Here is a 23443-nt window from a genome sequence, read left to right on the forward strand (position 1 = left end):
GACAAGTCCGACAAACTCGGCTGTCGCCCTTTCGCAATAGAACGCGCTAGCCTTACGGCTTGGCCGGCAGACCGTTCGCCTGGCGCACGAGCGCGAAGTACTGATCGGCGCGAACGGCGGAGAAGCTGCCGCTGTCGAGCGAGCCGTTCAGCGCGACGACGTCCGAAGGCGTCATGCTCCAAGCCAGCAGGCCGAGCGAGACGAACAGCGGCGACTTGCCGTCCCATTTCGCTTTCGCCTCGTCGAGGATGCGCTTGCCGTCCTGGACGGTGCTGATGCCCTGAATCGTCGAGACCGGCAGCTTGCCGCCTTCGATCGAGACGCCGTAGCGGTCTTCCCAGCTGAGGAACAGACCCGGCACGCGGTACTCGTTCGCGTAGGCGTTCAGCTTCGCTTCGCTCAGCGGCACGTTCTGGCCGTCGACGCGGTTCAGCACGTACGGAATCGTCATGCCGGTCTTCTTCAGGTAGGAATTCGTCTGCTTCAGGTACGGCGCGAACGTGTTGTCCGGCCAAGCGTTCGGATAGAAATACCCGGCGCCGGACGGTCCGGCGATCAGCTGGTCGTTCGGCGTAGCCGTGCTCAGGTAGTGGTCGAGCATCGCCGGCGCGCCGTCGTACAGCAGCGGGCTGGACGTCCAGTTGATCGGCACCTTGCCGCGGTTCGGATCGTCCCACAGGACGCGCAGCCGGTGCTCGTTGTACTGGAAGTTGTCGCCTTCGCTGAACGTGTAGGTGACGTAAATTTTATTTTCCAGCTTCGGCGTCTTCGCCGGAGCGGGAAGCTTCGCCTTCACTTGCGTGCCCGAGAAGACGGACATGTTGCTGAACCAGTCCGCCGCCAGCACGTAGACGCTGTGGTTGGACGTGATCTCGACGGAGTTGAACTCGCCTTGAACGTCATTGCTGAACCAGCCCAGGTACGGCGTGCCCGGCTTGACGTCGGAGAGGATCTTCTCGAACAGGGCGCGCTGCTCCGGCACGTTGGCGTCGAGCCAGAACACCATCGCCTTGTTGGCGACCGCGTAATCGCGCAGGTAGCCGTACGGCTCCTTCTGCTCCGAGGAGAGCGGCTGCTCGTTGCCCGCGGACACCTTGTACTGGTTCCACATGTCGACGGAAGCGGTCAGCTGCTTCGCGCCGGCCGGAACCGGGAACTTGTAGACGAAATAACGGCCGTTGTCGGCGAAGCGGTGGCCGCCGCTGCCCGTGGAGAGCTGCGAGCTCTGCGCGTCGTAGAGGAACGGCTCTTCCTCCGGCGTGCCCGGCACGAAGCGGGCGATCTCTTGGCCGTCCGCCTTGACGGTGACTTCATGCACGGCGGTGCCCCAGCCGTCTTGGGTGAAGGCGTCGTCGAACCGAAGGAAGACGGCGTCCTTGCCGAGGAACGGCGTCAGGTCGAGGTCGTAGACCTTGCGGTTCTTCGCGTCGCGCTCCTGCGTCGTGTCTTGGGCGATCGTCTTGAAGGAAGCCGGAAAGCCGTCCGGAATGCGGATGGACGTGTCCGGGCTGAGCCCGACCAGCATCCGGTGCGTCGTCTGGCTCCACAGGTTGTCGTATTGCCATGTGTAAGCGTCGAGCCGATCCTTGAATTTGCCGCGCAGGTCGTCAAGGACCTTCAAGCCGTAAGGCGCGGCGGCGAGCTTCTCCGCGAGCCCGGGGCTGGCGACGACGGCGTCCTTCAGGCCGGCGAGCGTCGTGGCGACGTTGATGGAATCCGGCACGTTCGGATCGTAGACGATGACGCCCTTGATCTCGTTCTTGAACGTCTTCACGATATCCCAATAGTTGTCGCGGACTTTATACGGCACGTCCAGGTCGTTCAGCCAAGTGAACTTGCCTTCTTCCTTGCTTTCGAGCACGTACAGGCGGGGTTCCGCGCGGTTGACGATCCCCTCCAGCGTCGTCAGCATGATTTTGGCGTCGCCCGGCAGATCGTAAATGTCGGCGACTTCGAGCTGCTTGACCTTGGCGAAGCTCGGAAGCGCCTGATCGGCCGGCCAGGAAATGCCGCTTCCGCCTTTCTGTGCCGTCTGAACGGCGGGGGATTCCGCGGAGGCGCCGACCGTGAAGGTCAGCGTGCACGCCAGCGCGAGTCCCGCGGTCGCAAGTTTTCGCATCATGAATTGGTACACCTCATCCTCGTCGATTTGGTTGAACTTGGAATCATGCCCTTCCTCTTGCTCCTCGCCGGAGGGCTTCGTTCGCCAGCCCCGATATCCGGCTTATGCTTCGCGTTCACCTCCGAAGAAGCTTCGACTGAACCAAAGATGGCTTACATGTTGAGTCAATTTATATTTAATATATTGTATATGTACTTACAATACTTTCGACAAAAGTTCTTACAAATTCCTATCAGAGTCTGTGCGAGATTGGGTCGAAAGGTGCAGAACGATCCTGTAAAAAAGGCGAGTAGGCGCAAAGAATCACCCTTGCGTACCCGCAAACAAAAATATATTATATATACTAATATGATACCGAAGATTGGTGATATGGAATGAGTACAGCCGACCGAGTGCCGTTATACCAGAAAATCCAGGATTACATCCGCGACTTGATCGAATCGGAAGGGCTGAAGGAAGGCGACCGCATTCCGACGGAGAAAGAACTGATGGAACGCTTCAACGTCAGCAAAATCACGGTCGTGAACGCGCTGTCGGGCCTCGCGAACGAGAAGGTCATCTCGCGCGTGCCGGGCCGCGGCAGCTTCGTCAGCGGCAGGGCCAAGGACGCCGCGGCGGATTCGCACGGGACCTCGCCGGCGTTCGGCCACGGCGCTCCCGACGGGGGCGAGGCGGGCAAGCGCCAAGGCGTCATCGGCCTCGTCATGCCGTCGATTTACGACTTTTTCGCCATCCGCCTCGTGGAAGGCATTCGCAAAACGCTGGAGGAACGGGGATTCCGGTGCATCATCCTCCTGTCGGGCGGCGAGCTGCAGAAGGAGATCGAGGCGATCCAGACGCTCAAGGACATCGGGGTGGAGGGGCTGCTGATCTTCCCGGTGGACGAAGAGCGCTATAACGACGAGATTCTCGCGATGAAATTTTCCGGCTTCCCGTTCGTCCTGATCGACCGCTTCCTGCCCGGCGTGGAGACGAACTACATCGCTTCGGACGGCCGAATGGGCGCGGGGCTCGCCGTGGAGCACCTGTGGGAGCTGGGGCACCGCGAAATCGCGATCTGCTCCGATTCCCCGCTGCAGACGATCACGGTGCAGGAACGGATCGAAGGCTACATGAACGCGCTGAAGAACAAAGGGGCGCTGATCAACCCCGCCCACATGATCACGGATTTCCGTATGGACGAAGGGGACGAGACCGAGCGCCATCCGCTGTACCGGTACATCCGCAACCGGATGGCGACGGCGTACGTCACGCTGAACGGCAGGCTCGGCGTCGAGATCTACCGGATGGCCCGCCAGGCCGGCCTGAACGTGCCGGGCGACGTATCCATCGTCAGCTTCGACGACCCGACCTCCGTGGTGGAGGACTTCAGCCTCTTCACGCACGTCAAGCAGTTCGAGCAAGACATGGGCTGCCGCGCGGCGGAAATGCTGCTGCAGATCATCGAGCGGGGCAGCGGCAGAGGGTTCAAGTACATGAAGACGCTCATCGAACCCGAGCTGGTCGTGCGCCAAACGTCCGGCCCGCCCCGTCAGGCGTAACCGCCGCCCCATGTTGTCCCAAACCGGCTTCCGGCTTCCCCGGAAGCCGGTTTTTTTGCGTTCCGCCCCGGTCTGCCGCCCGTTGGCCGCCCGTTGGCCGTACTTCCGATGAACCTAGAAAAAATTGCCGCTAAGAATTTAATAAAAATATATTGAATATATATAATATTTAATATATATTATTGGTGAGATGAAGGAAGGATATGGATGCCTCGCTCGGCGGGCATCGGGCAAGACGGGTTTACTTAGTTGAAAGGGGACATACGACATGACTGGATCCTTGCTTTGGAAACGCATTTGGCGGCACAAGCTCTTCTATCTGTTCATGCTGCCGGGTATCGTCTGGTTTTTCTTGTTTTCTTACGTGCCGCTGTACGGCATTCAAGTCGCGTTCCGGGATTTCCAGTTCTCCGGCGGTTTCAGCGGGAGCCCCTGGGCGGGCCTGAAATATTTCCATCAATTCTTCGACTACTACCAATCGAGCAAGCTGATCCGCAACACGATCCTGATCAGCGCGATGAAGCTGTGCATCGGCTTCGTAATGCCGATCCTCCTCGCGATCCTGCTGAACGAGGTTCGCAACGTCAAATTCAAGAAAACCGTGCAAACGCTTTCGTATCTGCCGTACTTCGTCTCCTGGGTCGTTGTCGTGACGCTGATCCAGCGGCTGTTCGCCCAGTACGGAGGCCCGGTCAACAACGCGCTCGAAGCGCTCGGCCTGGTGCATGACCCGATTCAATTCATGAATAACACGAACTGGTTCTACCAAATGATCCTCGGCTCCGACGTGTGGAAGAACATCGGCTGGAACTCCATCATCTACATCGCGGCCATCGCGGGCATCGACCCGCAGCTGTACGAAGCCGCGAAGATCGACGGGGCCGGCCGATATAAGCAGATCTGGCACATCACGCTGCCGGGCATCCGCAACATCGCCGTCATTCTGTTCATTCTCGCCACCGGCAGCCTGATGAGCGCCGGCTACGAGCAGCTGCTCCTGCTGAACGGACCGGCGACCGCCGCGATCGGAAGCGTGCTCGACGTGCACGTCATCAACGCGGGCATCAACGAAGGCCGGCTCAGCTACGCGGCCGCGGTCGGGCTGTTCCAAAGCATCATCGCGCTCATCTTGATTTTGACGGTCAACAAGGTGGCCCGCAAAGTGAGTGACGTATCCCTTTTCTAACGAGCAGGAAGGAGCGAACCGGACATGAAGAAGCGGCAATTCTCGCCATTCGATATTTTGAATTACATTATTCTCGCCATTCTCGGATTTTCCATGGTGTATCCGTTCATTTACATTCTGGTCTACTCATTGAACGACGGGAAGGACTCCATGATGGGAGCGCTCTACTTCTTCCCTCGCAAATTCACGTTCGACAACTACGGGCAGGTGTTCGATAACCCGAAAATCTGGGCCGCCTACAAAATCACCTTGGCCCGGACGCTGCTCGGCACGTTCCTCTCGGTATTCCTGTGTACGCTGATGGCGTACGCGCTGTCGAAGAAATCGCTGCCCGGCCGGACGTTCTTCACCTTCTACATCTTCCTGCCGACGATCTTCAGCGCGGGCTTCATCCCGTACTTCATCACGCTGCAGAAGCTGCACCTCATCAACACGTTCTGGGTGTACGTCATTCCGTCGCTGTTCAGCTTCATGCACATCGTCATCATCCGGACGTTCCTGCAGGGCATTCCCGAGGAACTCGAGGAATCCGCGCGCATCGACGGCTACGGCGACTTCCAAATCTTCGCCCGCATCATCCTGCCGCTCTCGGGGCCGGTGCTCGCGACGATCGGGCTCTTCGTCGGGGTCGCGCATTGGAACGACTGGTTCACCGGTGCCTATTACGTGTCGAACAAGGATCTCATCCCCGTCCAGACGCTGCTGCAGCAAATGCTGACGGAAGCGGAAGCGCTGTCGAATTCGATGCAGCAAGCCGCCCAGAACGGCGGTCAGACGATCAACGTCAACGTGTCGGGCTCGACGCCGGAATCGCTGCGCATGGCGCTGCTCGTCATCGCGGTCTTCCCGATCCTGTGCGTGTATCCGTTCCTGCAGCGCTTCTTCGTCAAAGGCGCGATGATCGGCTCCGTCAAAGGGTAAGGCGTTCCGGTACGAGGCGGTTCGGGTTCCATCGCAAGGCGTGCCTTCGGATAAACGTTTCGCGAGAAACTTTATCATAGATCACTTATTAAAATTGGAGGGGTTCGCATGTGGAAAAAGAAGGGGACGGTCATGTCCTCGGCACTGGCATTGACGCTGCTCGGCAGCCTGCTGGCGGGCTGCAGCGGCAACGGCAACGGAGGCAATGACGGCAGCGCGGGCAACGGCGGCGATACGGCGGCGAACGGCGATAACGCCGCGGCCGGCAACAAACCCGTCACGGTGAAAATCCTGCACAACTGGAACGGTTCGTCCGCGGGCGACGTCGACATGACGCCGATCGCCGAGAAGATCAAGGAGAAGACCGGCGTTACGGTGCAGTTCGATTATACGAAGGGCAGCGAGGTCGAGAAAGTCAACACGATCTTCGCTACCCAGGATCTGCCCGACATCTACACCGGCCCGGCATGGGGCGGCGAGCTGGACGGCATCGTGAAAGCCGCGAAGGAAGACCAGCTGGTCGACCTGGCGCCGTACCTGGACAAATACCCGAACCTCGCGAAAGAGATCGCCAAAGAGAACGTGCCGCCGGCCCTGTACGACAAAGCGATCGGCGCCTTCGGCGACAAAAAATATTTGCTCTATCAGAACCAGCCGGCAAGCGATCAGGACGCGCTCGATTGGCTGTACGGCTTCTACGTCCGCAAGGACATCGCTTCCAAGGTCGGCGTCGATCCGCAGTCGGTGAAGACGAAGGACGACCTGTACAACTTCCTGAAGAAAATCAAGGACGCGAACCTGCAGGAGAGCGGCCTGCCGGTCATCCCGCTCGGCGGCTTCCACGCCGGCTGGGCCGTCACGATCGGCAGCTCGATGTTCTACGGCTCCGATTACGTCGACAAGGGCGACGGCACGCTGGAGCATACGTTCATGTCGAAGCAGTACGAGGATTACACGCTCTACTACCGCAAGCTGATCTCGGAAGGGCTGCTCGATCCCGAGGCGTTCACGCAGACCGACCCGATCGCGAACGAGAAAATCAAGCAGGGCCGCATCGCCGTGCTGGCCGCGCACTACCCGGCCATTCTCGACGCGTCCAAGGACTACGTGAAAGCGCATCCGGGCAGCGACTACGTGCCGGTCGGCCCGCTGGAGCGCGCCGGAGCCGAGGCTGACCGTCCGGCCGACCTCGCCATCCAAGGCAATAACGTCACCGTCATCACGAAGAAGAACAAGAACGTCGACGCTTCGCTCAAGCTGCTCGACTTCCTCGCTTCCGACGAAGGCTTCAAGCTCGTCCATTACGGCATCGAAGGCGTCGATTACGACATGGTCGACGGCAAGCCGGTCGCGAAGAAGGACGTGTTCGACAAGTTCAACGCCGACACGACGGGCAAAGTGAAGAAGAACGAAGGTTTCGGCATCGGCTTCGAGTCGATGACGGGTCTGGACCGCACGGTCACGCTGGGCGGCGACATCTGGGCCGACCAAGACCGCAAGGCGGCCATGGACAACGCGCGCAAAATCCTTCGCCCGAACGGCATCAGCGTCATCTCCGCCTACAACCCGGGCGACGTGCTGGCGAAATCGCCGCAATACGAGGCGCTTAAGCCGGCGATGGACCAAATCAGCGACGTATGGCAGCAGGCGATCTTCACGAAGTCCGACGCCGCCGCGATCAAGGTGCTGAACGAGCTGCGCGATCAAATGAACAAATCGGGTTACGCGGACGCGATGAAGTACGTCAACGAGAACCTGAAAGGCAAAGAAGTCGTCAAGCTGCAAATGGCGAACTAATTCCCGTCCTGCTGACGGCCGTTCCCGAACGGCATCCCACATTCCATGAATCCCGGCCGGCGCAAGCCGGCCGGCTTTATTAAGGAGGCGTATGCGCCGTGAGCCGCAAAGCGAAAGCAAACCCCGAATGGACCGGGTTTCAGGAGTCCCGCCCGTACGGGCCGAACTACGATTTACGCACGGATTTCGTCATGGTGTACGGAATCGGCGAGGATCTGCCGGAGCGCATCGAAGGCTGGAAGAAAGCGGGCTATACGATTCACTTGATGACGGGCGTGTCCTGGGGCCAATACCAGGATTACCTGTACAGCCGGTTCGACGGCCGGGACCATTGGGACGAGGCGCAGAAGATTCGCGACGGCTCGCATATGCTGCACGGCAAGGACGTGCCGTACATGGTGCCGACGATTTCGTTCGCGGAATACCTGGCGACGTATATCAAGAAAGCGATCGACAGCGGCGTCGAGGCGATTCACATGGAAGAGCCGGAGTTCTGGGCGCAGTCCGGCTACGAAGACGCGTTCAAGCGCGAGTGGCTTAATTACTACGGCGAGGACTGGATCCCGCCGCATAGCTCGCCGGACGCGCAGTACCGCGCGTCCAAGCTGAAGGCGGCGATGTATTACCGGGCGCTCGACCGGATCTGCAGCCAGATGAAGGAGTACGCGCTCGTCACCCACGGCCGGACGGTCCGGTTCTACGTGCCGACGCACAGCCTGATCAACTATACGCAGTGGCGGATCGTCAGCCCCGAGGCGCTGCTCGTCTCCATGCCGGCCTGCGACGGCTTCATCGCGCAGATCTGGACCGGCACGGCGCGGACGGCCAACGTCTACCGCGGCGTGCGCCGCGAGCGCACGTTCGAGACCGCGTACCTGGAATACGGCGTCATGCAGGAGCTGACCCGCGGCACGGGCCGGGAGATGTGGTTCCTGCACGATCCGATCGAGGACAATCCCCGCTATACATGGAGCGATTACAAGTTCAACTACCGGCAGACCGTCGTCGCCTCGCTGCTGCATCCCGGCGTGAGCCAGTACGAGGTCTGTCCGTGGCCGCGCCGCGTCTTCGAAGGGAAATACCCGACCCCGGACGGCACGGGCAAGGAAGGCATCCCGGGCGACTACGCGACGGTGCTGCTGACCGTCATGAGCGTGCTGCGGGACATGCATAACCACGAAGAAGCGGCGGGCGGGACCGAATATACGCGCGGCATCGGCCTGCTGCTGGCCAACTCCGCGATGTACCAGCGCGGCGACGTGCTCGGCGAGGGCGACGAGCGCGCGGCGTTCAAGTACGACGGCACCGGCTCGCCCGACGAGCTGACGGCGGAGCAGTGCGATCTGCTCGACTGGTCGGCGTTCTACGGCTTGGCGCTGCCGCTCGTGAAGCGGGGCATCCCGCTGCGGCCGGTGCAGCTCGACAACGTCCTGACGTTCCCGGGCTACCTGGAAGGATACCGCGTGCTGCTGATCAGCTACGAGTTCATGAAGCCGGAGCATCCCGGCATTCACCAGGCGCTCGGGCAGTGGGTGCGCGAAGGCGGCGTGCTGATCTACGCCGGCGACGGCAGCGATCCGTTCCACGGCGTGCAGGAATGGTGGAACCGCGGCGCGGGCAGCCGCACGTACGAACGGCCCGAGGAGCATTTGTTCGAATCGCTGGGGCTCGGCCGCGATCCGGAGGAAGGCGAGCATGCGGTGGGCGGCGGCGCGGTGATCTTCGTGCGCGTCAACCCCGCGGTTCTGTCCAAGACCGGCAAAGGCGCGGAGCTCGTGGCGAACACGGTCCGCCGGGCGCTGGCCCTGCGCGGCGAGGCGAAGGACTACTTCGAAAGCGGCGTGCTCCGCATGCAGCGCGGACCGTACGTGATTGCGCAGGCGATGGACGAGACGGAAGCGGACGGAGGGTTGACGCTTAACGGCCGGTTCGTGGATCTGTTCGAGGCGGATCTGCCGGTCCTCGAGCGGGTCGAGCTGCGGCCGGGCGAGAACTGCCTGCTGTACGACCTCGCTCAGGATGCGGCGGCCGGCGGCGAGCCGGCCATCCTGATCAGCGCGTCCCGCGTCCGGGACGAGCGGCGCGAGCCGGGCCGTTACGAGTTCGTCTCGGAGTCGCCGGCGAGCATGACCGTCAGCACGCGCATCCGCTGCGCGGCGGCGCCGGCGCGGGTAACGGCGGACGGCGCGGACGCCGCGTTCGCGCACGATCCGGCGTCGGGCACGCTGCTCGTCCGCCATCCGGGACGGCCGGAAGGCGCGGCGATCGCGATCGAATGGTAGACCGCGGGCCGGAATCGCGGCTCTACTAGACGCAGGCACGAGGAGAAGCGGCCGGGAACCCCCGGCCGCTTCTTCGTCGTTTCGCCCCGCGAACCGGCCCCGCGAACCGGCCCCGCGAACCGGCCCCGCGAACCGGCTCCGCCGGCGAGCGCGCGTCCCTCGCGGACGAGCGCGCTTTCGCGCAGGCTTTTAAACCCGGGAAGAAATGGGCATAGTGGTAGCAATGCGTGTCATCGAAGCGCGCCTTGCTGCGAGCGGCTATCGGATCAGCGGGGCGCGCGGCAGCCAGAAGCGCCACGAGAAGGAGATTGCGATCGACTTGAGCTCCCTGCACCCATCCCGCCCGGCACGCAGACAACAAGCTTTGCTCAGCCAGGACGGACTCAGCAGCCTGCGCTGGCAGGACCCGAGAATCATCGCGTGGTGGTCGGTCGCCTTTCCCGGTTTCGGCCACTTCCTGCTTCACCAGTTCGTCCGCGGATTTCTGCTGTCGGCCTGGGAAGTCATCATTAACACGGCGGCGCACGTGAACGAAGCGATCGTTTACTCGTTCAGCGGCCGGTACGCCCTGGCGGCCGAGGTGCTGGAGCCCAGATGGGTGCTCGCCTACGCCATCGTCTATTTATTCGCGATTTGGGACAGCTACGTCAAAGCCGTCGAGAATAACAAGCAATTCCATCTGGCCAAGCTGGAGGGCGCCAGGCCGGCCGTTGCGGTGATCAAGCCGTGGACGATCGCGTCGCTCAGCCCGAAGCGGCCGGCCGCCGCCATGTTTTGCTCCATGTTTTTCCCGGGGCTCGGGCAGCTGTACAACAACCGGCTCGGACTCGGTTTCTACGGCGTGTTCTGGTGGTTCGTCTATCTGACGATGTCGCGCTCCCACGAAGCGTTCCTGCTGCTGCTGAACGGACGGTTGAAGGAGGCGACGGCCGCGCTCGATCCGCAGTGGCTGCTCTTCATGCCCTCCGTGATCGGGGGCGCCATGTACGACGCCTACATGACGGCGCGCGACCACAACCGGCTGTTCCGGCTGGAGCAGGCGTGCTATTTCGCGGAACGCTATCCCCCTTTTCCGCTGCGGCTCTTCGGAAGGGAGAAGGAGTAAGGTGATGATCATTAGTACCTTCGAGCATTCGCTCGAAGTCGAGCAAGCGCTGGCCGTGCTGGAGCAGATGGGCGTGAGCCGGTCATCCATCATGACGGTCATGATGGAGAACGGCGGCGAACGGACGGACAAGACCGCCGCCTTCTATCCGAACAAGACGACGCTGGCGTTCGAGGCGGGCATGGGGAGCGCGACCGCGTGCAGCGTCGTCGGCATCAGCGCCGGCTTCGTGCTGGACTGGGGACCGCTCATCTGGGGCATGCTGACGGCGTTGTTCGGCTTCGCCGCGGGGTTCGGAACGACGCGCCTGCTGCAGGCGAAGTATTTCCGGCGTGCGCTGCGGATCCGGGAGCGGCTCCCGGAGCTGGCCGTCATCGTGGAGTGCCAGGAGCATCGGGTGCACGAGGTGCAGCGCGTGCTGTGGGAATACCGGGCGCTCTCGGTCGGGCGGATCGAAGCGTGACGGAAGCGCGGATAAGCGAACGGGCAAACCGCCGGACCGGCGGGGCGTCCGTTTTTTTTGTTGCGCCCGGACAACCATTCCTGGACCGTGGAATGCGGTCAGGACGGGAAGGCGAACCTTGAACGCGGCCTTCATGCCGCGGCGCGAATGCCTCTGCGGCTGCGGTTCCGTCCGTTGCAAGGGATTCGTAAAATATGGGAAATCCTGGCGGTATCTCGGCGGATACCTGAACACTTTAATGTGCCTTCTTCCCAACTCCGATAAAATGATTGATAATGAGAAAGTCTTAAAATTAAACCAACCCGAAAGGATGTATACAGATAATGGCAACCGTACTGTACATTACTGCACACCCGCACGATCACAGCGTTTCCGCTTCCATGGCCGTAGGCAAAGCGTTCATCGAGGCTTACCGCGAAGCGAATCCGTCCGACGAAGTTCTTCACCTCGACCTGTTCCAAGCGGACATCCCGCAAATCGACGCCGACGTCTTCGCAGGCTGGGGCAAGCTGCAATCCGGCACGGCCTTCGATCAACTGTCCGACGCCGAGAAAGCGAAAGTCGCACGTCTGGGCCAGCTCGTCGACCAATTCGTCGCTGCCGATAAATACGTCTTCGTCTCGCCAATGTGGAACTTCTCGTTCCCGCCGGTGCTGAAAGCGTACGTCGACTCCGTTGCCGTAGCCGGCAAAACGTTCAAATACACGTCCGAAGGTCCGGTCGGCCTGCTGTCCGACAAAAAAGGCCTGCACATCCAAGCTAGCGGCGGCGTATATTCCGCCGGTCCGGCAGCCGTCATGGAGAGCGGCTTCAGCTACCTGAAAAAAATCGCCACGTTCTTCGGCATTCCTTCCTTCGAGCCGCTGTACGTCGAAGGCATGGCGCTTGCCAACGCCGAAGAGTCCAAAGCGAAAGCCATCGCCGCGGCGCAAGATCTCGCAAAATCGTTCTAATTCATCCGCCAATCGCCAGTCCGGAATGATATCCGGCCATCCATATGGGGCAAGAGAGACGCGTTCTCTCTTGCCCTTTTTGTCGTGCGCGCCCGCCTTGCCTTTCAAGCTTGTAAGGTTGTTGAAAGCCGAATCAATAGGTGAATCGAAGGGAGGCGGCTACACTCGTAAGGGAAAGCGAACCAGGCTTCACGACATCGATTCATGCGAGGAGAGATCATGATGAACGATAAAATCGCGCTGGGCGTCCTGTTCGGCGGCGCGTCGACGGAATACGCGGTATCCCTGTCGTCGGCGGCCGCCGTCATCCGGGAGCTCGACCGCTCGAAATACGACCTGACCCTGATCGGCATTACGCGGGACGGCCGCTGGCTGCGCTACTTCGGCGGCGAAGACGACATCCGGGACGACCGCTGGGCGGCGCATCCCGGCTGCGTGACCGCCTTCCTGTCGCCGGACCGGTCTCGCAAAGGATTGTTCGAGCTGGCCGGAACGGAATACCGTTTCACGCCGCTCGATGCCGTCTTCCCGGTGCTGCACGGCAGGAACGGGGAGGACGGAACGCTGCAGGGGCTGCTCGAGCTCGCGGACCTGCCGTTCGTGGGCTGCGGCTCGCTGTCGTCCGCCGTCTGCATGGACAAGGCGGTCGCGAAGACGCTCGTCGAAGCGGCGGGCGTCCGCGTCCCGGCCGCGGCGACGCTGACCGCGGCGCAGTGGGCGGCCGGCGAACGCGGCGGAATCGATCGGCTCGCGTACCCGGTCTACGTCAAGCCCGCCCGCTCCGGCTCGTCGATCGGGATCACGAAGGCGCACGGCCCGGCGGAGCTGGAGGCCGGCATCGCCGAAGCGCTGCGGCACGACGATAAGCTCGTCGTGGAGACGCACGTCGAAGGCGTCGAAATCGGCTGCGCGGTGCTCGGCGGGACGGAGCTCTTCGCGGGCGAGCTCGACGAGATCGAGCTCTCGGGCGGCTTCTTCGACCACGACGAGAAATATTCGCTGCGCACGTCATCCATCCATCTGCCGGCCCGCATCGGGAAGGCCAAGACGGACGAGGCCCGCGAGACGGCGCTGCGGGTCTACCGGGCGCTCGGCTGCAGCGGCTACGCGCGCGTCGATCTGTTCCTCGCGGCGGACGGCACGCTCTATTTCAACGAGGTGAACACGATTCCCGGTTTTACGCCCGCGAGCCGGTATCCCAACATGATGCGGGCCGCCGGGCTAACCTTCCCGGACCTGCTCGACCGGCTCGTCGAAGAGGCGCTGCGCGGCCGACCGGCCGTTCCGGCCCGCCTTACGGCGCTGTAAGGAAGCTGAAAGGCGAACCGATAGGAATTTCCGCACGGCCCGCCTACACTTAGCGTAAGACAACCAACCGGAAGCGAGGAGAAGTCGCATATGATCCCGATAACGAGAAAACCTATAGAAGAACCGGCATGGTCGCTGCGCGGCGGCGCTCCGCTCGCAGGCGCGTACCGGACGGTCTACCTGGGCGTGGAGCGGGTCGGCAGCGGCAAGCTGGTGTTGGTCAACGCCGCGCATCCCGTGCGGACGTTCGAGACGCGTCTCGCGCCCGCGGCCGGAAGCCTGCTGCGGGAGACCGGCAGCCAAGAGCCTGACATCGCGCTCGACGCCGTCTGTCTCGCGCAGCTGACGGCGCTGCTGGACGGCTGCGGCGGCCGGGAGCGGATCGCCGTCGTGAGCGGCTACCGCTCGAAAGAGAAGCAGCGGGCGATCTACACGGACACGCTGCGCGAGCGCGGCCCGGCCTACACCGAAAGCTACGTCGCGCTGCCCGGCGCGAGCGAGCATCAGACCGGGCTGGCCGTCGACGTCGGTCTCGCGGACGGCGGGCTCGATTACATCGCCCCGTCGTTCTCGGAGGGCGCGGAAGAGGCCGCTTCGTTCAAGCGGCTGGCGCCGGCGTACGGCTTCGTCCAGCGCTACGAGGAGGACAAGACGGCATTGACGGGCATCGCCTGCGAGCCGTGGCATTTTCGCTACGTCGGCCGCCCGCATGCGGCCGTGATGGCGCGCGAAAACCTGTGCCTCGAGGAATATACCGCGTTCATGAAGACCTACGCGTTCGGCGGGAAGCACCTGATCGTCGCGGACGCCGGCCTGCTGGCCGAGACGTACTACGTGCCGGCGGCGAAAGGCTTCACGCCCGTCCCGGTGCCCGCCGCCGGCGCGGCGGACTGGGACGTATCCGGCAACAACGAGGACGGCTTCGTCGTGACGGCCGTTTACGGCAAGGGGGCGAAGCGCCATGGCCGCTGACCGCAGCTTCGGCCGCGTCGACCTCGTCAAGCTCGTCGCCGCGCTGTTCGTCATCGCCAACCACACGGGGCCGCTTACCTCGTGGAACAAGGAAGCCGATTTCGTCCTGACGGGCATCCTCTCGCATCTGACCGTGCCGTTCTTCTTCCTGGCATCCGGCTTCTTCTTCTTCCGCCCCGCGAAGGACGGGACGCGGAACAAGCCGCCGGTCAAACGATTCCTGTGGCGAGTCGGCGGCCTGTACGCGCTCGGCTTGCTGCTCTACTTGCCGGTGAATCTGTATACCGGCCATTTCGGCCCGGGTCTGACGGTCGGCGCGCTGCTGCGGGACCTCTTCTTCGGCGGCACGTTTTATCACCTCTGGTATTTGCCCGCGCTGCTGCTCGGCACCGCGACTATCTATGCGCTGCGGCTCCGGCTTCGCGACCGGACGATCCTGATCTTGGCGGGCGCCTTGTACGCCGTCGGCTTGTTCGGCGACAGCTACTACGGCTTGTCCGCGAAGTCCGGCGCGCTGTCCGGGTTCTATGCGCAGCTGTTCGACGTCTTCGGCCAGACGCGCAACGGCCTGTTTTTCGCGCCGCTGTTCATCGCTTTGGGCGCATATGCCGGCAGCCAGGCGGGAGACGCCGGCCGGGAGGGCGACGGCGGCGGCCGTTCCGCCCGGCGGTACGGCGGCCTGTTCGCGGCATCGCTCGCCCTGCTGCTGCTCGAAGGCACCGTGCTGCACCGGCTCGGGCTGCCCTTGCACGAGGATATGTACATCGCGCTCATTCCGGCCGATTACGCCTTGTTCCGCCTGCTGACGGCGCGGAGCAGCCGTTCGCGCCGACGGCTGCGCTACATGAGCACGGCGACGTACCTGCTCCATCCGCTCGTCATCATCTTGGTGCGCGGCGCCGCCGAATTAGCCGGCGTGCAAACGATCGTGGTCGGCAACAGCTTCGTATTCTTCGCCGTCGTGACCGCGCTGACGTTGCTGATCGCCGCCGCGCTTGCTATACTCGCGTTACCTAAAGCTTCGCGGAAGCCCGGCGGGCAGCGGGCATGGGTGGAGATCGACCTGGCGCGTCTGGACCATAACGCGCGGGCGCTGCGGGAGGCGCTGCCGGAAGGGACGGGCCTCATGGCGGTCGTCAAGGCGAACGCGTACGGCCACGGCGCGGTCGGCGTCGCCAAGCGCCTTTATCGCGGCGGAGTCCGCCATTTCGCGGTCGCGGAGATCGGCGAGGCGGTCGAGCTGCGGAAGGCCGGCGTGAAGGGCGACATTCTCGTACTCGGCTATACGCCGACCGAGCGGCTGGCGGAGCTGATCCGCTGGAAGCTGACGCAGACGGTCATCCACGCCGACGACGCGCGGCGGCTGCAGGCGCACGGCGGCCGGTTCAAGGTGCACGTCAAAATCGACACCGGCATGAACCGGCTCGGCGAGCAGAGCGGCAACGACGACGAAATCCGCTCGATGTACCGGCACAGCCGGCTGGAGGTGACGGGCACGTACAGCCACCTCGCCGAAGCCGACAGCCTCGATCCGGCCGACATCGCGTTCAGCCGCCAACAGATCGACCGCTTTCGGCGCGCCGTCGCCCTCGTCTGGTCGGCGGGCCTCGATCCGGGACGGCTGCACCTGCAAAGCAGCTACGGCATCCTGAACTTCCCCGATCTCGAGATGGATCTGGCTCGACCGGGCATCGCGCTCTACGGGCTGCTGTCTTCGGAAAGCGACGCGACCCGGACCCGGCTCGACCTGCGTCCGGTGCTCGCGCTGAAGGCCAGCGTCTCGCGGGTGCATCCCGTCAAGGCGGGCGAATCCGTCGGCTACGGCCGGAGCTTCACGGCGGCGTCCGACACGATGATCGCGACGGTCGCGATCGGCTACGCGGACGGCATTCCGCGCGAGCTGTCCGAGCGGGGCGGCAGCGTGCTGATCCACGGGCGGCGGGCGCCCATCGTCGGCCGCATCTGCATGGATCAGCTGACCGTCGACGTGAGCGGCATTCCGGACGTCCGCCAAGGCGACGCCGCGACGATCATCGGAGAGGACGGCGATGAGCGGATTACCGCGGGCGAGATGGCGGCGCGCACCGGCACGATCACGAACGAGATCGTCTGCGCGATGGGCATGCGGGCGGCGAAGCGGTTCGTTCCCGAAGCCGGCCGCCGTCCCGCGCGGAAGGCGCTTGCCGGGCTTCACGCGCTGCGGTAACAAGGAGGGATACTAGGAACCATGTACGATATCATGATCGTCGAGGACGACGGCAAGATCGCCGCGATGCTGCAGGCCCATATCCGCAAATACGGCTTCAACGGCATCATCGTCGACGAATTCGACGCGGTGCTGGACCGGTTCCGGGAGCTCGAGCCCCATATGGTGCTGCTCGACATCAATTTGCCCAGCTTCGACGGGTATTATTGGTGCCGCCAAATCCGGGCGGTGTCCAGCTGCCCGATCATCGTCATCTCGGCCCGGAGCGGCAAGATGGACCAGCTGATGGCGCTCGAGAACGGCGCCGACGATTACATGACGAAGCCGTTTCATTACGAGATCGTCATGGCCAAGATCCGCAACCAGCTGCGGCGGGCTTACGGCGATCTCGCCGCCAAGGAGCGGGTCGTCAGCCATGCCGGCCTGCTGCTCTATCCGGAGCGGATGGAGCTTCACCTGAACGGCCGGTCCGTCGCCATGAGCAAGAAGGAGACGGTGCTGCTCGAGACGCTGCTCGAGCGCAGTCCGCGCGTGGTGAGCCGGGAGACGATCCTGGACAAGCTGTGGGATGACGCGTTCGTGGACGACAACACGCTCAGCGTGAACATTACGCGCATCCGCAAGCGGCTGTCCGAGCTCGGCATCGAGCAGGCGCTGGAGACGGTCCGCGGCTCGGGCTACCGCCTGAACCCGGTCTGGACGGAAGAGGCTCCGCGATGAAGCTGTTCGCGCGCGAGCATCTGCCGCTCCTGTTCTGGTCGGCGCTTCAGTGGGCCGTCGTGCTGCTCGTCTATCGCCTCGACGGCTTCGCGCGGCCCTCGACGGCGCTCTACGCGGTGTTTCTGAGCGCGGTGCTGCTCAGCTGCTACTTGCTCATCCGCTACTTCACGCATCGCGGCTTCTATGCCCGGCTGACGGAGCGGCTCGGCTCGCTTGGCCAATCCGTCGCCCGCCGGGAGACGGCGCCGCTGCCGTCCGCGCTCGGCCGCCTGCTGGACGCCCAGTACAGCCACTACCGCAACGAAATCCAAGCCTGGGAGCGCAAACAGCGGGAGCATCTGACCTTCATCAACCAATGGGCGCACCAGATGAAGACGCCGCTCTCCGTCATCGAAATGATCACGCAGGACGAGGAAGACGAGCGCCTGCGAAGCATTTCGGAGGAAGGCGACCGGATGCGGCACGGCATCGAAATGATGCTCTATACGGCCCGGCTCGAGACGTTCGAGCAGGATTTCGGCGTGGAGCCGGTTTCCCTGCGGCAGACGGCGAACGAGGCCGTGCACGAATACAAACGCCTGTTCATCCGCAGCCACGTCTATCCGGAAGTGAACGTCGACGAACGCTTCGTCGTGCAGACCGATGCCAAATGGCTTCGGTTTATTGTGCTGCAGCTGCTGTCCAACGCCATCAAGTATTCGTCGGGCAGCGGCCGGACCGTCACGGTGTCGGCGTTCGAGCGGGACGGCGCGCCGGTGCTCGAGATCCGCGACCGCGGCGTCGGCATTCCGAAGGCCGACCGGCAGCGGGTGTTCCAGCCGTTCTACACCGGCGAGAACGGCCGGTCGTTCAAGGAATCGACGGGCATGGGCCTGTATTTGGCGAACGAGGTGGCCAAGAAGCTGGAGCTGCGGCTGGAGCTGGAATCGGAGGTCGGCGCCGGCACCGCGGTGCGCATCGCGTTCGGCCGCCGGCTTACAACGTTGTAAGGTTGCTGAAAGAGCGATCAATAGGACCGCGGCGCCCGAGCGGGTACACTGGAGGCATCGAAGAATCAAGGGGGACAGAAGATGGATCTGCTAACCGTTCGCAATCTCGGCAAAATCTACGCGGGGGCCGTCTCGTACGAAGCGCTCGCGGATATCGACCTGACGGTGGCCGAAGGCGAATTCGTCGGCGTCATGGGGCCGTCCGGAAGCGGCAAAACCACGCTGCTCAACATGGTGTCGACGATCGACAAGCCGACGTCCGGCGAAGTGAGGATCGCCGGCCAGGACCCGTACCGGCTTACGTACGACCAGCTGGCGCTGTTCCGGCGCCGGGAGCTCGGCTTCGTCTTTCAAGCCTACAATCTGCTGCAGACGCTGACCGTCAAAGAAAACATCCTGCTGCCGCTCGTGCTCGACGGCGTGCCGCTCGGCGAGATGAATCGGCGCGCCGACGAAATCGCCGCCAAACTCGGCATCTCGGCGATTTTGGGCAAGCGCACCTATGAAATCTCCGGCGGGCAGGCCCAGCGGACGGCGATTGCCAGGGCGCTCGTCCACCGGCCCAAGCTGGTGCTCGCGGACGAGCCGACGGGCAACCTGGATTCGAAGGCCGCGCGCGACGTCATGGAGATCCTGGAGAAGCGCAACGAAGCGGACCGCACGACCATGCTGCTCGTGACGCACGACCCGGCCGCGGCCAGCTACTGCCACCGCGTCGTCTTCATCAAGGACGGCCGCCTGTACAACGAGATTCACTGCGGGGACAGCCGCGCCGCGTTCTATCAGCGAATCATCGACCTGCTGTCGATGATGGGAGGGACGGAGCATGAATTTTCGCCGGTTCGCCATTCTTAACGTCCTGCGCAACAAGCGGATCTACATGGCGCATTTCCTCAGCAGCGCGTTCTCGGTCATGATCTTCTTCACGTACGCGCTGCTGCTGTTCCATCCCGACCTGAAGGGCGAGCTCGTCTCGTCTAGCGGTACGCTCAGCCGGCTCGGCACGATCGGCATGCAGGTGTCGGAGGTCATTATTTTCGTCTTCTCGTTCTTCTTCCTGCTCTATTCGGTCGGCGCGTTCCTCAAGCTGCGCAAGAAGGAATTCGGCATTCTCATCCTGCTCGGCATGTCGCGGCGCCAGCTGAACCGGATGCTCTTCGTCGAGAACGCCTGGATCGGCTTCGCCGCCCTCGCGTTCGGCATCGGCGTCGGCCTGATCTTCTCCAAGCTGATCCTGCTCGCGAGCGCGCGGCTGCTGGCGATCGAGGACGGCCTGCGCTTCTACGTGCCGCTGAATGCGGTCCTGCTGACGGTCGTCGCGTTCGGCGTGCTGTTCCTCATGATCGCGTCGCTGACGTCCGTCATGGCCGGCAAGGAGCGGGTGGCGGAGCTGATCCTGGCCGAGGATAAGCCGAAGCCCGAACCGGCGGCATCGCCGTGGCTGTCGGCGCTCGCCGTGCTGCTGCTGGCCGGCGGGTACGGCATCGTGCTCGATTTTGCGATCAACCGCCACTTCTCGTTCCAGCAGCTGCTCGCCGGCGTCGTCCTGTCGATCGCCGGCACGTACTTCCTGTTCACCCAGACGAGCGTGTACGCGCTGCGGGCGCTGCGGGGGAAGAAGCTGTTCTTCCGCCGGACGAACATGCTGACGCTGTCGGAATTGACGTACCGGATGCGCGACAACGCGGCGACGTTCTTCATCGTGGCGGTCGTCTCGGCGGTGGCGTTCACCGGCATCGGCACGACGCTGGCGCTCGGCGATCCGGGGCTCGCGGCGATGTACAATCCGTACGCCTACAGCTATTCGTCCTATTCGGCGGATTATTCGAAGGAGCCTGCCGCCGTCGCGGAGATCGGACGGGCGCTCCAATCGGCGGGCCTTCCGTACACGGTGCATCCGATGTCGCCGCTGCAGACCGAGACGTCGTACACGCTGGTGAAATTGAGCGAATACAACCGGCTTGCCGCGGATCTCGGGTATCCGGCCGAAGCGCTGGGCGGCGAAGGCGAGGCCTTCCTGACGCCGTCGTACTTATGGCAAAAGGAAGATTGGGAAAAGTCCGGCTATCCGGAAGGCGTGGGAACGGAAAACGGCTCCGGCGCGAATCCGGCTCCCGTCGAGCTGGTTGTCGGCGGCAAGAAGGCGGACGCGCAGATCGTCAAGTACGTGCCGCGCATCGTCCTGCCGGACGTCGGCTACGCCGGCACGCTGGTCGTGACCGACGGCCTGTACGACCGCTTGCTGAAGGGCGTGACCGATAAGACGTCGCTCTCCCGGACCTATCTCTTCGACGTGCCGGACTGGCAGAAGACCGTCGGCCTGTCGAAGGAGCTCGTCGACCGGGTCAACAACGGCGGGAGCGACGACGACTACTTGCGTTCGCTCGCGCTGGAATGGGTCTCGTCCAAGCAGGAGAACGGCATGCTGTTCATCGTCAGCGGCCTCGTCGGCATCGTGTTCTTCACGTTCGCGGCGAGCACGATCTACTTCCGGCTGTACGCGGACATGGACCGCGACGAGAGGCAGTACGGCATGATCGCCAAGGTCGGCCTGAGCGGCAAGGAGCTGAGCCGGATCATGACGCGGCAGCTGTTCATCATGTTTTTCGTGCCGCTGCTGATGGCGCTCGTGCACAGCTCGGTCGCGTTCTTCGCGCTGCAGCTGCTCGTCGATTACTCCGTCGTGGCGCATTCGCTCGCGATCTTCGCGTCGTTCGTCGCCATCCAGCTCGTCTATTTCCTGATCGCCCGCTGGCGCGCGGTCGAGCATCTGCGGCGCAGGCTGGCGGAGCCCGGCTTGACGCGCTGAGCGTCGGCATCGCCAGCGGCACGCGCGGCTTGCAACGGTACCCCCGGTTTTGTCGCCGGGGGTTTTTGCCGTTCGGCCGCGGTCCGGGTAGACGGCCGGCCCGAAGGGCGCTTCGGCCGCGCCGTTCTTTTTCGGTCCGTTTGCTCCCGCCGGCCCGCGCGTGTGGTATGCTGAGAGGGTCGTTTTACATCATCGGCTTACAAAAAATGTGAAACATGTCGACGCGCGGTGCGTACATTTGGTTAACTTACGTCACTTGGAGGTTAGGGAACATGGGATTGATGGATTGGCTGCGCGAGGGAATCACGGGGCAAAAAATATGCCCGATCGAGCATTTGGAAGCTTACAAACGATTGGGCGAGCAGGTGTACGCGCTGCACGCCGAGCTGGCCGGCAGCGGCTCGCCGCGGTCGCAGGCGTTCGTGCAGGCGGCGCGGAGCCTGCAGACGATGGCGGACGCGCTGATCGGGGACGCCCTGGACGGCGACGAGCCGAAGCCGGTGCCGATCGTCACGCACGATCAGGCGGACGTCTGGTACGGCGCGCTCCCGGACATCATGGTCGCGGCGCGGCAGGAAGCGGCCTTCGCGAATTCGGCGCGGACTCCGCTGCCGGTGACGCTCGGCGAGCAGATCGAAGGGCCGAAGCCTTGCCCGGAAGCGCATTTGGCCGGGCTGCGGCGCGCCGCCGGCGACATGGAGGAGCTGCTGCGGCTCGACGTCGATCTTGCCCGCAACGAAGGCGAGCGTTTTAAGGAAGCGATTCTGCTATATGAAGAAGCGCGCACGCGCCGTCAAGCCGGGGATTCCATCGTCGGCACGATTTCGAACGGCCGCCGCGTCTCGCCCGAGTCGCATGAGGAAGCGGAGGAGCAATATTGGATCGCGCTGTCCAATTTCATCCTGATCGCGCAAGGGCTGAAGGAGCCCGAGCTGCTGAAACGGATCCCCGCCCGCCCGATCCGTTCCGGGTCGGCGTTCAAGGCGTGCAAGCTCGACTCGGACGATATTTGGAAAGTGACCTCGGAGCTCGCGATCCGCGATATCAACCGTTCCGGCGAACGCGCGCAGGCGATCGAGGATCTGACCGAGCATTGGGAGCTGTTCGTCGAGACACCGGTCGAGCGGGAGTACGAGTCGACGGTCGAGGAGCTGCTCGCGCAGGGCATGATCAAGGAAGACTCGTACTGGTACTGCTGCCCGTTCCCGTCGGTGTACCGGGTGAGCGCGCCGTACGTCCGCGTGCTCGGCCATCAGATCCCGCGCGGCCATGTATTCGTCTTCGAGTACGGGGACGACGGCGAGCCGGGCCGGTTCATCACGCAGGCGTCGTTTCAGCCGGCGGATGAGCGCAAATACTGCGAAGACTAATTCGGCGGAGGCGGCGGAATGGGATTGATCAAACGGATCAAAGGCTGGCTTGCGTCCGAAAGCGGCGCCGGCGGCCGCGGCGAGCCGTCTTTCGAAGCCTATACGGAAGCCGCGGGCGAGAAGCTGCGCGAGTTCGCCGTCGCGGTCGGGAAGCTGGAATCCGGGCTGCTATCCGCGAAGGAGCGGCTGCGGGGGCTGGAGCGGCAGGCCGACGGCTTCCGCGCGGCGGCCAAGCAGGCGGCGGCGCGGGGCGACGAACGCGCCGCCCGGGCGGGACTGGAGCGCGAATACGAGTGCCGGCGGCAGGCGGCCTCGCAGGAGGAGGCCGTGCGCGGCATGGCGGACGACGTCGCGCGGACGAAGGCGCGCTACGCCGCGTTCAAGCAAGCGGTGGACGACGCCGGCGCGAAGCACGACAAGCTGCGGCTGCGCGCGCTCGCCGCGTCGTCGGAACGGGAAGCCGGCCGAGCCGCGTCGGCGGAAGGGCAGGAGGAGCGGCTGCGCAGGCTGAGCGACGAAGCGCTCGCCGCCGAAGCGCTGGCGGAGCTCCGGCAGGGCGAGCGCGGCGACGCGATCGACGAGGAGATCGCCAAGCTGCTGCGGGAACGGAAGCCGGGGCCGTAACGGCCCCGAAGCGCGCGAATCGAAAAAGCAGTCCGTCCGGGACGAACCGGACGGACTGCTTTTTCGTTTTGCGTC

The 23443-nt window shown here is 63.5% G+C and carries 18 protein-coding genes; 17 read left to right on the forward strand and 1 reads right to left on the reverse strand.

What is annotated here, in order from left to right:
• Nucleotides 1-52: 52 nt before the first annotated feature.
• Nucleotides 53-2122, reverse strand: coding sequence for a GxGYxYP domain-containing protein (locus tag I8J29_RS03835; protein WP_208846353.1), 2070 nt, complete (start codon nt 2120-2122; stop codon nt 53-55).
• Nucleotides 2123-2496: 374 nt separating this feature from the next.
• Between I8J29_RS03835 and I8J29_RS03840 the strand changes: the two genes are divergently transcribed.
• The 17 genes from I8J29_RS03840 (at nt 2497) to I8J29_RS03920 (ending at nt 23368) form a co-directional block, all read left to right on the forward strand.
• A complete protein-coding gene (locus I8J29_RS03840) occupies nt 2497-3663 on the forward strand; it encodes a GntR family transcriptional regulator (protein ID WP_208846354.1) in 1167 nt (388 codons plus the stop codon).
• A gap of 268 nt (nt 3664-3931) precedes the next feature.
• Nucleotides 3932-4849, forward strand: coding sequence for an ABC transporter permease (locus I8J29_RS03845; protein ID WP_208846355.1), 918 nt, complete (start codon nt 3932-3934; stop codon nt 4847-4849).
• A 24-nt stretch (nt 4850-4873) separates the two neighbouring features.
• The gene (locus I8J29_RS03850; RefSeq protein ID WP_090637289.1) at nt 4874-5770 is read left to right on the forward strand and encodes a carbohydrate ABC transporter permease; all 897 of its coding nucleotides are present in this window, start codon (nt 4874-4876) and stop codon (nt 5768-5770) included.
• A gap of 108 nt (nt 5771-5878) precedes the next feature.
• Entirely contained in the window at nt 5879-7567 is a 1689-nt protein-coding gene (locus I8J29_RS03855) for a type 2 periplasmic-binding domain-containing protein (protein WP_090637287.1), read from the forward strand.
• 98 nt (nt 7568-7665) lie between these two features.
• On the forward strand, nt 7666-9849 hold the full coding sequence (locus I8J29_RS03860) for a hypothetical protein (RefSeq protein WP_208846356.1): 2184 nt from the start codon (nt 7666-7668) through the stop codon (nt 9847-9849).
• 223 nt (nt 9850-10072) lie between these two features.
• Nucleotides 10073-10954, forward strand: coding sequence for a DUF5683 domain-containing protein (locus I8J29_RS33635; protein WP_240545916.1), 882 nt, complete (start codon nt 10073-10075; stop codon nt 10952-10954).
• A gap of 4 nt (nt 10955-10958) precedes the next feature.
• On the forward strand, nt 10959-11417 hold the full coding sequence (locus tag I8J29_RS03870) for a hypothetical protein (protein WP_208846357.1): 459 nt from the start codon (nt 10959-10961) through the stop codon (nt 11415-11417).
• A 323-nt stretch (nt 11418-11740) separates the two neighbouring features.
• Complete coding sequence (locus I8J29_RS03875; protein ID WP_208846358.1) at nt 11741-12370, forward strand: FMN-dependent NADH-azoreductase; 630 nt, start codon at nt 11741-11743, stop codon at nt 12368-12370.
• A gap of 219 nt (nt 12371-12589) precedes the next feature.
• On the forward strand, nt 12590-13678 hold the full coding sequence (locus I8J29_RS03880; RefSeq protein WP_208846359.1) for a D-alanine--D-alanine ligase family protein: 1089 nt from the start codon (nt 12590-12592) through the stop codon (nt 13676-13678).
• A 90-nt stretch (nt 13679-13768) separates the two neighbouring features.
• A complete protein-coding gene (locus I8J29_RS03885) occupies nt 13769-14650 on the forward strand; it encodes a D-alanyl-D-alanine carboxypeptidase family protein (RefSeq protein ID WP_208846360.1) in 882 nt (293 codons plus the stop codon).
• Nucleotides 14640-16856, forward strand: coding sequence for a serine racemase VanT catalytic subunit (gene vanT, locus I8J29_RS03890; protein WP_208846361.1), 2217 nt, complete (start codon nt 14640-14642; stop codon nt 16854-16856). Before I8J29_RS03885 ends, vanT begins: the two co-directional genes overlap by 11 nt.
• Nucleotides 16857-16877: 21 nt before the next feature.
• Complete coding sequence (locus I8J29_RS03895; protein WP_208846362.1) at nt 16878-17576, forward strand: response regulator transcription factor; 699 nt, start codon at nt 16878-16880, stop codon at nt 17574-17576.
• Complete coding sequence (locus I8J29_RS03900; RefSeq protein WP_208846363.1) at nt 17573-18565, forward strand: sensor histidine kinase; 993 nt, start codon at nt 17573-17575, stop codon at nt 18563-18565. Before I8J29_RS03895 ends, I8J29_RS03900 begins: the two co-directional genes overlap by 4 nt.
• Nucleotides 18566-18646: 81 nt before the next feature.
• Nucleotides 18647-19420 (forward strand): ABC transporter ATP-binding protein, encoded by a 774-nt coding sequence (locus I8J29_RS03905; protein ID WP_208846364.1) that lies wholly within the window; start codon nt 18647-18649, stop codon nt 19418-19420.
• The gene (locus I8J29_RS03910; protein WP_208846365.1) at nt 19392-21374 is read left to right on the forward strand and encodes an FtsX-like permease family protein; all 1983 of its coding nucleotides are present in this window, start codon (nt 19392-19394) and stop codon (nt 21372-21374) included. Before I8J29_RS03905 ends, I8J29_RS03910 begins: the two co-directional genes overlap by 29 nt.
• Before the next feature lie 272 nt (nt 21375-21646).
• Nucleotides 21647-22744 carry a hypothetical protein gene (locus I8J29_RS03915; protein ID WP_208846366.1) on the forward strand — a complete coding sequence of 366 codons (1098 nt, stop codon included), beginning with the start codon at nt 21647-21649 and terminating at the stop codon, nt 22742-22744.
• A gap of 18 nt (nt 22745-22762) precedes the next feature.
• A complete protein-coding gene (locus I8J29_RS03920) occupies nt 22763-23368 on the forward strand; it encodes a hypothetical protein (protein ID WP_208846367.1) in 606 nt (201 codons plus the stop codon).
• Nucleotides 23369-23443: the final 75 nt, after the last annotated feature.

The sequence above is a fragment of the Paenibacillus artemisiicola genome (genome assembly GCF_017652985.1).
Taxonomy (GTDB): domain Bacteria; phylum Bacillota; class Bacilli; order Paenibacillales; family Paenibacillaceae; genus Paenibacillus_Z; species Paenibacillus_Z artemisiicola.